Below are 12,193 nucleotides of genomic sequence, written 5' to 3'. Positions count from 1 at the left end.
TGCTAGTTTGTTCGGATAGTTGGGAAATACAAGTTACAACTATTTGTTTTAAACTTTATGCTATTTGAGAAAAGCTCAATTTGGCAGCACCTAACGGTTGAGCGTATGAAATGTAGCCTAGGACATCTGGGTGAGCAGCGGGCAAAATGGCTCTCTGGGTCCCTTAACTTTTCAGATTAACACAGAGAGGAATTTTGACATTTTTCCTTTAATTCGAATATTCACAAAAAGCCAAAAAGTGACATTTCGCAATTGGGTAATATTCTATTTGGAAATATCACAAATAAGCACAAACCTTTGGTCTAGCCTTTATTTGCATGCTCTTTAATCGTCGTTAAGTGTTGTCTTAATTTTTCTCAAATGTCAGATAATCAGTTCCTCCATTTCCACCACTAACATCGATCAATTCAATTTTTGTTGCAGAATTGGAAATAAAGTCCCAATCGTCATTCAAATCTTCAAAATCGTTTGTAAGATCAAAATTTATATTGAAATCTAAATCATCACGACTGTCATCATTACTATTACTATCCGTAATACTCCATGTGCCAACATAATTATTAATACCATTGCTAGCAGTTAGTTTACCAGAACTACTAAAAGTAAAATTATAACCATTAAAATGTACGGTTTCGTCGTTTCCAGAATCTATAAAACTTGTTATTCGCCAAGTACCGGATTCAACATTGCTTTTTATAGTTTCTTGAGTATTATTGCTTGGAGATTTATTATCATCTGTTGAACAAGATGAAATTAAAAGACCTATTATAAGGGTTAAAAACCCAAATAATTTTAAATTTAGAGTTTTCATTTTGATATGTTTTAGGATTAATGGTTTAAGTTAATTTACTATGTTCTTTATTTCTAAAATACTCCCCATCAAAGTAACCTAAAAATACGTTACTAAAAAATACCCGCCAAATGCCATTGTCCATGTCTTGGTGGCCTATAAATTATTCCAACCAACCGGCGGTATCCCGGCAACTTGGCAAGCAATATAGCCAAGGGCCTGCCAGACTAAGGAGGGAACTTCCAAATCAATTAACCATTCCCAATGGAGATATGGTCCTTCTTAAGTGTTCTCTTTTAATTTTTTGATGATCTTCTCTATTTTGAGTCATATTCAAGTTTTTGGGTTAATCGGAAATATTGATTAGGGGAATCAAATTTTTAAATTCAAATAATTAATACTAATTTTAGTAACGAAGCTTAAATGAATTATGAACTAATTTATAGCATTTTTATTCCTCACTCCAGTCTTGAAAAAATGAAACATAAATTGGTCACAATGCTATCCCGATCTAAAACAATCCCATTTATTCTACTTATTGCCGGTGTTTTGGTACAGTGTACTGAAGCTTTACCTCCAGGCGACCCTGATAATGGGGGACTGGCCCTACCTGAAGGTTTTGAGGCCGTTGTGGTGGTAGATAGTATTGGGCCTGCGCGCCATCTTGCCGTAAATAAGAATGGGGATATTTATATTAAAATGCGTTTTGCCCATGAAGAGGGCGAAAATATTGGACTTCGCGATACCAATAATGATGGGAAAGCGGACATCATAAAACGGTTTGGGGTATTTGATCAACGGGGTTATTATGCCACTGGAATGCGCATTTATGAGAATTATTTGTATTACAGTACCGCCAGTACGGTATACCGACAAAAACTGACGAGGGGTAAACTAATCCCGGAAAGTGAACCTGAAGTTATGCTCACTGATGATTATCAAAATTCCATTTACGGATATTCGCATATTGCAAAGCCCCTGACTTTTGATGATGACGGTCATATGTACGTCCCATTCGGATCTCCAGGCGATGTATGTCAGTCTAAAGAGCAAAATAGAATGCCGGGTGCATTGGGGCTAGATCCTTGTCCGGAGTTGGAGTGGCACGGTGGCATTTGGCAATTTGATGCCAATAAACCCGGACAGGTCCAAAAAGATGGCTACCGCTATGCGACCGGAATTAGAAGTGTGGTTGGGATGGACTGGAACCACTACGACAATACTTTGTATGCCCTGCAGCACGGAAGGGACAATATGCACCGCAATTGGCCCGAATACTATTCGCCATGGCAAAGTGCTATGCTGCCTTCGGAAGAATTTCTTCGGATACAGGATGGGACCGATGCAGGCTGGCCATACTACTATTACGATCATATGCAGGGTAAAAAATTGCTTAATCCAGAATATGGCGGGGATGGTAAAAAGGAAGGAAAAGGGGCTGAATACGAGCAGCCTATAATTGGTTTCCCTGGGCATTGGGCACCCAACGACCTACATTTTTATCAAGGGGATCAATTCCCAGAGCATTACAAAAATGGAGCCTTTATAGCTTTTCATGGGTCAACCATAAGAGCTCCTTTCCCCCAGGCCGGATATTTTATTGGTTTTGTACCATTTAAAAATGGAAAATTTGGCGAATGGGAAATCTTTGCCGATGGTTTTACCCAAGTGGATAAAATTGTTGATACGGACGACGCAGGGTACAGACCAATGGGAATTGCCATGGGGCCTGATGGTTCGTTGTATGTAAGTGAAAGTGAGCATGGAAAGATTTGGCGAGTCATGTATAAGGGGGATAAGAAGACTTTCGGTCAAGTGCAACTTGCACAAATGGAAGAACACAAAAAGTTACCTCATATAAAAACTCCCGATGAAATAAAAGACGATCTTACACCGCTTAGGGCAGAAGCAGGAGCAATATTATATAATAAATATTGCGGTACATGTCATATGAGCAACGGTAAAGGTGATGGCAGTAGGTTTCCACCCATTGCTGGATCGGAATGGGTAAAAGGGGATCAACAAATTCTAATAGATGTTGTATTGAGCGGTTTAAGCGGCCCTATTGAAGTGAATGGTAAATCTTTTGACGGAGTGATGCCACCAGTGGACTATTTGGAAGATGAAGAGATTGCCCAGATCCTGACCTACATAAGAAAGGAATTTGGTGATAACGCCCCTCCTGTGGGATCCTACTACGTAAAACAAGGCAGGTACTTTTCAAAGAAGAAAAAAGAGGAACAAAATAAGGCCCTTTAAAAAGGGCTTTTATTGCATGAACGGTTACTTTACCAATTGCCAGGGTTTCCGTGGTTTTCTGGATAAAAGGCCATTGGCCTCCTTATCTCCAATAAATTTCTCCTTATCCGAATCCCAATTGAGTTTTCTTCCCAATCTGTATGAAATTAATCCCAAATGCATGGGCAAAGTCATGGTGCGGGCATAGGCCAGATTTGATTCGGGTTGGGTTCTCGATTTTACGGCATCCACAAAGTTTTGTTGATGCCCTGGAGAGCGGATAATGCTTTGTGGAATTTCGGGGATATCGGTCATGGTTACACCGTTGATGGTGATTTCACGTGTATTGTAATCACATATCAAACTGCCCTTGTCTCCTTCAAAATAGGCTCCGATTCCTCGCTCTGCGGCACCAGGAACATTTGGAGGTTCACTGGTCCAATAGAGATTTAAACCGTCGAACTCATAATCGATTTCAATCCATTTGGGAGTGTCAGCGATGCCTTCGGCTTTTTCTCCTCGGGCAACAATACTTTTTAGACCCTTGGGTTCCAAGGCCCAAAAGGCAACATCGGCAATATGGCACCAGAAATCGGCAAAGAAACCTCCGGAATAATCCAAGAAATAGCGATACGTAAAGTGACATTTCTCCGGCATATAATCTACATAAGGTGCAGGTCCCAGCCACATATCCCAGTTAAGGCCTTTGGGGATGGCCACACTTTTAGGATTGCCCAAATTTGGTGGCGCCCCTGTTTTCCATAATCGAACCGTGTGTACATTACCAATGGCGCCCGACTTTATAATTTCCACCACTCGATGGTAATTATCGGTAGCATGTATCTGCGTTCCCATTTGGAAAATACGGTCGTGTTTTTCCAAATTTTTGAGCATCATTTGCCCTTCTTTAACATCATAGGACAGCGGTTTTTCACCGTACACATCTTTTCCGGCCTGAAATGCCATAGTTGCAATCTGTGCATGCCAATGGTCAGGAGTAGCACAGGTGATGGCATCAATGTCATTTCGGTCCAGTATATTGCGGAAATCACCATAGCCTTTCACCTTTTTTCCGGGCTGAAGGGTTTCCATTGTTTTTAGGCTACTTGCAAGGTGCATTTCGTCTACGTCACAAAGTGCTACTACATCTACTTCCGGCAGAGCACTGAACCATTTCATATGGCTGTTGCCCATTCCGCCCACGCCAATGTGGGCAACCCTTAGGCGATCGCTAGGGGCAATCCTGCCGTATGCCGAAGGTAATAGGGTTAGGCCCAATAGGCCCAAACCACTTTGTTTAATAAATTCTCTACGATGTTGGTCTTTTGACTTCATGTACGCTTGGTTTGGTTCAATTAAATATAGGGTAAGGCCATGCCAAAAACTATGGCACCTAATCTTTCTTATTTTTTAAGCTTGGCTATTAGCCATTTTTTTCTCAATTCCTGTTGTTCCGGGTAGGTCCAATGCTGAGTCTTTTGAAAAAGATGTAGCTCCTTTGGGGCCGTTAATACATTATAGGCGGAATAGGTAGAGGCAGGGGGGCATACATTGTCATTATACCCCCAACTGTACCAGCCCGGTACTTTTACAAAGCGTGCAAAATTTACAACATCATAATACTTGGAAACTTCTATTTTCTCTGTTTTATTGGTGAAGTCGTCTACGAAAATCTGTGGCCAACCTCCGGCACGTCCATGTAAAAATCCAGTCATATCGGATAGGGCGGGGTAAAAGGCCGCCAGATAATCAATTCTATCATCCAAACCTGCGGTGACTATGGAAAGCGCACCGCCTTGGCTACCACCGGTAACTGCAATATCTTCGCCATTGAAACCGTCCACACTTTCTATAAAATCTACGGCTCTAACACAACCAAGATATACACGGCGGTAGTAGGCATTATCCCTATCATCCAAATTAAAGGTCTGGTAACCGTTCAGGGCCCCTTTACCAAGAGCATCATAAACGCTTTGATCCAGGTTTACGGGAATGCCGTGGATACCAATAGTAAAGGAGATAAAACCTTCCGCAGCTTCGTCAATTTCCCCATAATAGGGCCGTATGCCCGCACCGGGCACGTGTAGAATGGCAGGGTACTTACCAGTTTTTTTGGGTTTGGTTAAAATGCCATAGATTTTTCCTTTTATATTGTCCAATTGCACATGGTATACATCTACCTTGTCCGTGCAGCGTTCGGGCATCAAAGTGAGTACCGCGTTCATAGGTACTTGATTCAATTCTTCCTTGCCTTTATTCCAAAACGCTTCAAAATCTTTCGGTAAGGTGGTCGTAGGCTGTATTTTGTCTGGTGCAAAACCTACCGTAGTATAGGATGAATACTCCTTCCCATCTACTTCAACGGTTGCTGTACAACGGAGAAATCCTGGTTCGCTGAACTTTTTAGCTTTAATTTTTGTGGAATTGTTCTTAAGGGTTCGCGTGCCCTCATCCCAAATTTTTAAGGTACGGTATCCAGGATCTGGTTGAACGGTGTACTTAATTTCGATATCGTCCAGAGCTACATTGTTTCTATAAACTAAAATTGTAAACTCGGCCTGTTCCCCAATAGAGTAGGTCCAATCGGAATGGTTTGGACTTACAATGACTTCTACAAGTTCTTGGCGGGGTTGTGCAATTAAATAAGTGCTAAAAAGGAGAAAGCACACAAGGGAAGTGAAAATTTTCATTCTTAATCTTTTGGATTGGTTTGTGTTCAACATTGTAGCAATACGGGGGAGCATGCTTTTATTTTAAGTGGAAGAAATTGGTAATGATTCCCTACCACCGTAGAAAGATAATAAATTAGGTGGAATTAAGGTCCTTAAATACAGGAGACCCCACAATGTGAGGTCTAGATTTTTATAAGTGTTTGGAAAATGTCCGGTTTAGGACTCGGATTCTTCCATTTCCATGATGAGATTGGCGATCAATGCTGTCCATCCCGTTTGATGCGAAGCACCCAACCCTTTACCATTATCGCCATCAAAAAATTCGTAAAACAGATGTTGGTTCTTAAAGTGCTCATCTTTCGAGAATAAGTTATTGGGATCATCTGCGTGATATTGAAATTTGCCTTCAGTGTTCCGCTCAAAAAGTTTTACCAACCTCTTGGTAAGCTCATTGGCTATTTCCTTTAAGTTTAATTTAATACCCGATCCAGTGGGAAATTCATATTGGTAAGTTGGTCCGTAAAACGTATAATATTTTCGCAAAGATTGGATGATCATATAATTCAATGGCATCCATATGGGCCCTCGCCAATTTGAGTTGCCCCCGAACATATTGGAACGACTCTCCCCTGGTTCATAGTGAATGCTATAATGGCCATTGTGTTGAAATACAAAAGGATGATCCTTGTGGTATTTGGATAGGGATCTAATACCATAGTCCGAAAGAAATTCATCTTCGTCCAAGAGCCGTTTCAGGAGCTTTTCCAACCTATAGGCGCGCATAATCGAAAAAAGATAGTTGCCATCCTTATTGGTCTCTTCAATATTGGAGATTAAAGAGGCTAAATCTGGCCGGGTTCTAATAATATCGACAGCTCTTATTTTAAATTCCTTTAATTGTTCAAAGAGATCCTTATGTATTATCTCTACAGCAAATAAAGGTATGATACCTACTAAGGACCTCACTTTCAATCGGCTCGTTTCACCTGAGGACAGCTCAACTACGTCGTAATAAAAATCATCCTCATCATCCCAAAGTGAGATATCTTTTTTCCCTATATGGTGCATGGCCCAGGCAATATTTAGGAAATGTCTAAAGAATTTGGCCGCGGACTCCTCATAAACTTTATTGGTCTTCGCCAATTCCAGTGACATACGCAGCATATTTACGGTAAACATAGCCATCCAACTGGTGGCATCGGCTTGTTGCATTCTACTAACGCCATGTGGCATATGATTCCGATCGAACACGCCAATATTATCTAGCCCCAAAAAACCGCCTTCAAAGAGATCTGTACCGTGTTTATCCTTTTGGTTTACCCACCAAGTAAAATTGATAAGTAGTTTTTGAAAAGCATTTTCCAAAAACTTAGTATCTCCTTTACCATTCCTTTGTTGGTCCTTTTCATACACGTTCCAAACCGCCCAGGAATGGACGGGAGGGTTAACGTCGCTAAAGTTCCATTCGTAGGCAGGAATTTGTCCGTTGGGGTGCATATAGCTTTCCCGTAGTACAAGTAGTAATTGTTCTTTGGCAAAATAGGGGTCTATTTCAGCAAAGGAAACCATATGAAAAGCAAGGTCCCAAGCCGCATACCAGGGATATTCCCATTTATCCGGCATAGATATTACATGCCTATTGGTAAGATGTTGCCAACTAAAATTCCTGGCACTGATCCTATTTGGTTTTGGCTCACCTGGTCCTCCAAAAAGCCATTTAAAGACATCATAGTAATAGAATTGCTTGGTCCACAACAAACCTGAGAAGGCACTTTTGGCTATCTTTTGGTGGGTTTCAGGCAAGTTTTTCTTTAGTTTGCTATCATAAAATTCCTCACATTCCTTTATCCTTTCCTCAAATATAGCATCAAAATCTGCCCAGGGATCTTGCAATTTCTTTTTACTGAGACGTACCCTTATACTCTTTTCTTCTCCGGCCTTTAGCTTAAATTTGTGCCAGATGGCCGATTTGGAGCCATTCTTTTCAGGGTTAACGGTGCGCTTGCCGTTTATGACATGATCGTTAATTCCATCTTTAACATACTCCACCTCATTGGGTACATTATAAATACGCTTATTGTTGGTTTCATTTTCACAGAAAAGCTGTTTGCCATTTTCATGATAAAAATAATGTCGGCCGTTTCTAATGCTTCGGGATTGCACGCAATTATCGGCAATTGATTTAATTCGCGGGCGACTAAAGCGTTTGTTGTGTTTCCAAAAATTCCTGAACCAAAGGTGTGGCAAAACATGGATATTTGCCCTTTTACGACCTCTGTTTACTATGGTGATCTTCATGAGAATATCGTCCACATCGGCTTTGGCATATTCTATAAAACAATCGAAATAGGCATTTTTCTTAAAACTAGGCGTGTCCAATAGCTCATATTCCGCTTCATCCCGACTTCTTTTATTGTTTTTGACCAAGTCCACATACGGAAATTTCTTATGTGGATACTTATATAAATATTTGCTGTAGGAGTGTGTAGGTGTGGATACCTGATGAAAATAAAGTTCCTTGACATCCTCGCCATGATTCCCTTGATTATTTGTGAGACCAAATAAGCGTTCTTTTAAAATGTCGTCCTTACCATTCCAAAAGGCAGGTGCCAGACATAAAATCTCCCTAGAGTCGCAAAATCCGCCTATACCTTCTTCACCCCATCTATAGGCATTACTACGTGCTTTATCATGATCTACAAAATTCCATGCGTCTCCTTGAGCACTATAATCTTCCCTAACAGTACCCCATTGCCTTTCGGCCAAATAGGGCCCCCATTTTTTCCAATTTTTGTAGTTGTCGGGTACTGCCAGTCTTTCTTCCTCAGCAATTTTCGGGGTCAAATATGCCATTCAGATAATATTTTGATTTTCAGCTTTTTTAAACCGCAGCTTACAAAAGAGTTTGGTTCTTTACAGTTGAAAACAGTATAGAGGTTCCTCTTTTTTGCTTGTTTGGGCGCAAAAATAAAGCTTATTTAATCAGTGAGCCACTAAAGTGCTTAATATTACCTAATTGGGATTGCAATTCGTAATCTTTTATTATCCTGTAAATAAAACTGATATTAAATTGATGAATTCATATTCGATTTATAAGGGAGAAGACATTCTGAAGAACATTAATTAAGCCCAATGACCTCTGACCAAGTGCAGCAAAATGCGAAATAGGCCGTCGCTACACTCGTTTCGCACTTAAACAAGACGGGTAAAAGTTATTTTCTTATACCAATTCCTCACAATAAAAGCCATGCTTTTTTAGTATTCGTATTACCGAGTCTACCTGTACCGCTTGGGTTTCGACCCGAAGGATATTGTCGCAATCCTCCAGGTCAAAATTCCAGTAGTCATTTTTGGTAATCAAATTATTTAAGACAGGTTTTAGTGTTTTAATTTGCCGTTTTTTAGATACAGACGTTTTAAATACCAAAATGGTTTTCATATCCCTACTTTAATTAATTTTTAATTACGCTCATAAAATGCAGGTGGTTCTATACCCAAAGAGCGTAAATAGACATAGCCCTGCCCTCGATGGTGAATTTCATTATCGATAAAGTAAAATATGGAAGACCAAACAGTACCTTCATATTGTCCAAATAGTTTTATGGTTTGCTGAAATTGTTCTTCCTTAATTTGCGACCAATAGGTGTTGATTTCCTCAGTGGCATTATCCCAAAGTTCAAGTATTTTTGCTTTTTGATTACCGTGTTCTATATTTTCATTGAACGGAGCAGTAATCCCTGAAGCAATTTCCTTAAGACCCGGGGCGGCAATTGCCAAAAGTTCCATAACCATTTCGGAAAACGGACGCATACCCCCAATAGTATGATTAAAGAAGGCTTTTTCTGGGAATGCATCAATTGTTCTGCGTGTTAAGGCTCTATGATCTTGCCAGTGTTTCAATAATTCTACAGTAGTGATTACTTGTAATGACTTGTTTAGTGTATTTTCCATAATTATACATTTTTAAGTGATTAATATTTCTGAACCAAAATTAATCGGAGGTAGTGACAGCCCTTTGTCAGTAGTATAAAAATAAATTCATAATAAAATCTAAATTATTGATATTGAATTGATTAAAGGAATAAAAATATTATTGCAGTTACTGTTGACAATAGGTTGTCACTTGCAGGCCTTTAATTTGTATACTGATTTTATTGACATCGGTGTTTGAAGGTTTTATGCAGTAAATGATGAACGGTTATGTATAAATCGAAGGTGAATTTTGGATTATACTTTTATTTGAAGTCCTATCTTTGGGAAATATGTTATGCAATTATGGGTTTGGATACCGTTAACAGATTTGATCGTATAGTAGCCATTTTGGTACAGCTGCAGTCGAAAAGGATAGTAAAGGCACAGGAATTGGCAGATCGTTTCCAAGTAAGCCTCCGTACCATTTATAGAGATATAAGAACCTTGGAAGCCTCTGGCGTACCCATAGTAAGTGAGGCCGGAGTTGGGTATTCCATTATGGAAGGTTATCGTTTACCACCGGTTATGTTTACCCGTGAAGAAGCGGGAAGTTTTGTTGCTGCTGAAAAATTGATGCAAAAGTTTGTGGACAAATCGCTTGGCAACTATCATCAATCGGCCATGTTTAAGGTAAAGTCGGTTTTAAGAGGCAGTGAAAAAGATTGGATTTCAGCATTGGAATCACAAATAACGGTAGACCCTTCACAACAGCTATTCAATGAAAATATACCAAATGCCCTTGAAATTCTTTTTGAAAGTATTGCAGAAAAAAAACAGGTATTCCTAAAGTACCACTCTATGCAGAGCGAGAATCCTACTGAAAGACATATTGAAGCTGTAGGTCTTTTTCATGAAAATAACTTTTGGTATGTGTTGGGGTTCTGTCACTACAGAAATGATTATCGGCAGTTTAGAACGGACAGAATGTTGGGTATTAAAAGAACGCCACATCCCTTTAGTCGGGAGCATGGAAGTTTGGATGACCATCTAAACAAAGAGGTAAATAGGGAAAAAGTAAGGATTAAAATATTGGTGGATAAAGGAGTAGCCAGATATATTGGTAGCAGTAAAAAGCATTATGGTTTTGTTTCGGAGAAAATAAAGGATAATAAGGTGGAGATGACATTTATGTCATCGGATTTGGAGCATGGATTTCCGAGATGGTACCTTATGTTTGGAGATTATGCCGAAATATTGGAGCCAGAAAGTTTAAAGCATAGGGTAAGGGACATATTGGGAAAGGCTATTTCCAAACTATAGTTTATGTCTAAAAATGGAGGTGCAATAAACCTTTGGAGATATTGTCCTATTAGTTCTTGGTCAGTTGTATATTGTATTCCAAGGCGAGTTTTATCCAATGTTCAAAGTCTTTTTCTTTTTCCAAACTCTGCTCGTTAATATGGATATAACCTCGGTATTCCCGACCTCCCATAACAACTTTTGTACATCCATCCTTTTTTAATTGGAGCTCATGCAGTGTTGGGTCTATTCTGCACATTATTCTTTGTGGCCCTGCGGTTAAACACATTTTACCGTTTACTATAAACGCCAAACTGCCGAACATTTTCTTTTCCTCTATATTCGGCAAGTGTGCCAAGGCTTTCCTAATTCTATCTGCAAGTATTTCACTGTAAGCCATAATCCTTATGTTAGGTTTTGGTTAAAGAGTAGTCAGAATGGGGTCTAGTCAATTTGACCAAAAAATATTGTGGAATCCCATTATTTCACATCACACAAATTAAAATAAATAATCAAAACTCACCACTTACACCAAACAAAGAGGTATACCAAACCAATTTTTTTGAAAATCGGATTACACCAATGCCCCGTTGGCGCCAATAACCTTACCTGAAATTATCCAAAAATAACTTAAGCTCGATAAATATAGTTATTATCATGCTTAAGTTGTAAATTCAATAACAAACCAAAACATGATCATTATGAGACAAAAAATTGGATTATTTGGATTTTTACTAGGTATGGCTTTGACCTTTGTTGGGTGTGCACCGGCCGAAAAAAAGGAAACAGTTGATATGGAAAAAATAACAAGCGAAATTCAAGCTATGGAAGACGCATATTCAGCTGGTGAAAAAGCGAAGGATGCCGATGCCGTAGTCGCCTATTACAGTGATGACGCCATTAGTTATAGCCGGAACAGAAAGCCTATTGTGGGTAAGGCGTCCATCAGGGAATATATTGCAAATAATATTGCAAAGGATACAACAGAAAATTACAGCGTATATAAAATTGTCGACCTATTCGTGGAAGGTGATTCAGCGGTTGAGATAGGATCCTGGACCGATTTTGATGCTTCAGGTAAGCAAGTGGAAAATGGAAATTATATGTCCTATTTTCAGAAACGGGATGGAAAGTATGTTTGTATCCGAGATATGAGTACTACTACAGCAGCTGTTAAGTCTGGAATGTAATTCAGAAAACACTCTTGCTATTTTTTATTGATTTTCCATTAGGTTTAATTAATAATTGGAGGCGGACAGTTCCAACAGAATTGTCCGCCACC

The 12,193-nt window shown here is 39.5% G+C and carries 10 protein-coding genes; 3 read left to right on the top strand and 7 right to left on the bottom strand.

Annotated features, from left to right (window positions below):
- Positions 1-346 precede the first annotated feature (346 nt).
- Positions 347-811: a hypothetical protein gene (locus tag H4O18_RS14840; RefSeq protein ID WP_222942424.1), complete on the bottom strand. Its 465-nt coding sequence runs from the start codon at positions 809-811 to the stop codon at positions 347-349.
- Positions 812-1,267: 456 nt separating this feature from the next.
- Here H4O18_RS14840 and H4O18_RS14835 point away from each other — a divergent pair, with 456 nt between their 5' ends.
- A complete protein-coding gene (locus tag H4O18_RS14835) occupies positions 1,268-3,049 on the top strand; it encodes a PQQ-dependent sugar dehydrogenase (RefSeq protein WP_246474309.1) in 1,782 nt (593 codons plus the stop codon).
- Positions 3,050-3,073: 24 nt separating this feature from the next.
- Here H4O18_RS14835 and H4O18_RS14830 read toward each other — a convergent pair whose 3' ends face one another.
- The 5 genes from H4O18_RS14830 to H4O18_RS14810 all read right to left on the bottom strand — a co-directional run bounded on the left by H4O18_RS14830 (position 3,074) and on the right by H4O18_RS14810 (position 9,651).
- Positions 3,074-4,363: a Gfo/Idh/MocA family protein gene (locus H4O18_RS14830; protein WP_187585928.1), complete on the bottom strand. Its 1,290-nt coding sequence runs from the start codon at positions 4,361-4,363 to the stop codon at positions 3,074-3,076.
- A 68-nt stretch (positions 4,364-4,431) separates the two neighbouring features.
- Positions 4,432-5,718, bottom strand: coding sequence for an acetylxylan esterase (locus H4O18_RS14825; RefSeq protein WP_187585926.1), 1,287 nt, complete (start codon positions 5,716-5,718; stop codon positions 4,432-4,434).
- A 198-nt stretch (positions 5,719-5,916) separates the two neighbouring features.
- Positions 5,917-8,553, bottom strand: coding sequence for an MGH1-like glycoside hydrolase domain-containing protein (locus H4O18_RS14820; protein WP_187585924.1), 2,637 nt, complete (start codon positions 8,551-8,553; stop codon positions 5,917-5,919).
- 367 nt (positions 8,554-8,920) lie between these two features.
- Positions 8,921-9,139 (bottom strand): hypothetical protein, encoded by a 219-nt coding sequence (locus tag H4O18_RS14815; protein WP_187585922.1) that lies wholly within the window; start codon positions 9,137-9,139, stop codon positions 8,921-8,923.
- A gap of 20 nt (positions 9,140-9,159) precedes the next feature.
- A complete protein-coding gene (locus H4O18_RS14810; RefSeq protein WP_187585920.1) occupies positions 9,160-9,651 on the bottom strand; it encodes a DinB family protein in 492 nt (163 codons plus the stop codon).
- A 324-nt stretch (positions 9,652-9,975) separates the two neighbouring features.
- Between H4O18_RS14810 and H4O18_RS14805 the strand changes: the two genes are divergently transcribed.
- The gene (locus H4O18_RS14805; protein ID WP_187586070.1) at positions 9,976-10,932 is read left to right on the top strand and encodes a helix-turn-helix transcriptional regulator; all 957 of its coding nucleotides are present in this window, start codon (positions 9,976-9,978) and stop codon (positions 10,930-10,932) included.
- 49 nt (positions 10,933-10,981) lie between these two features.
- Here H4O18_RS14805 and H4O18_RS14800 read toward each other — a convergent pair whose 3' ends face one another.
- Positions 10,982-11,311, bottom strand: coding sequence for a TfoX/Sxy family protein (locus H4O18_RS14800; protein WP_187585918.1), 330 nt, complete (start codon positions 11,309-11,311; stop codon positions 10,982-10,984).
- Positions 11,312-11,612: 301 nt separating this feature from the next.
- On the opposite strand from H4O18_RS14800, the gene H4O18_RS14795 reads away from it, so the two are divergent.
- Positions 11,613-12,101 carry a YybH family protein gene (locus tag H4O18_RS14795; protein WP_187585916.1) on the top strand — a complete coding sequence of 163 codons (489 nt, stop codon included), beginning with the start codon at positions 11,613-11,615 and terminating at the stop codon, positions 12,099-12,101.
- Positions 12,102-12,193 lie beyond the last annotated feature (92 nt).

It is taken from the genome of Arenibacter arenosicollis (genome assembly GCF_014397245.1).
Taxonomy (GTDB): domain Bacteria; phylum Bacteroidota; class Bacteroidia; order Flavobacteriales; family Flavobacteriaceae; genus Arenibacter; species Arenibacter arenosicollis.
Note: the sequence above shows the minus strand (reverse complement) of the source record. Positions and strands in the feature narration are given on the sequence as shown.

Coding starts and splice junctions, on each gene's coding strand:
- H4O18_RS14820 (WP_187585924.1), bottom strand. CDS start 8,553: ATGGCATATTTGACCCCGAAAATTGCTGAGGAAGAAAGACTGGCAGTA.
- H4O18_RS14805 (WP_187586070.1), top strand. CDS start 9,976: ATGGGTTTGGATACCGTTAACAGATTTGATCGTATAGTAGCCATTTTG.
- H4O18_RS14825 (WP_187585926.1), bottom strand. CDS start 5,718: ATGAAAATTTTCACTTCCCTTGTGTGCTTTCTCCTTTTTAGCACTTAT.
- H4O18_RS14830 (WP_187585928.1), bottom strand. CDS start 4,363: ATGAAGTCAAAAGACCAACATCGTAGAGAATTTATTAAACAAAGTGGT.
- H4O18_RS14815 (WP_187585922.1), bottom strand. CDS start 9,139: ATGAAAACCATTTTGGTATTTAAAACGTCTGTATCTAAAAAACGGCAA.
- H4O18_RS14795 (WP_187585916.1), top strand. CDS start 11,613: ATGAGACAAAAAATTGGATTATTTGGATTTTTACTAGGTATGGCTTTG.
- H4O18_RS14840 (WP_222942424.1), bottom strand. CDS start 811: ATGAAAACTCTAAATTTAAAATTATTTGGGTTTTTAACCCTTATAATA.
- H4O18_RS14800 (WP_187585918.1), bottom strand. CDS start 11,311: ATGGCTTACAGTGAAATACTTGCAGATAGAATTAGGAAAGCCTTGGCA.
- H4O18_RS14835 (WP_246474309.1), top strand. CDS start 1,268: ATGAAACATAAATTGGTCACAATGCTATCCCGATCTAAAACAATCCCA.
- H4O18_RS14810 (WP_187585920.1), bottom strand. CDS start 9,651: ATGGAAAATACACTAAACAAGTCATTACAAGTAATCACTACTGTAGAA.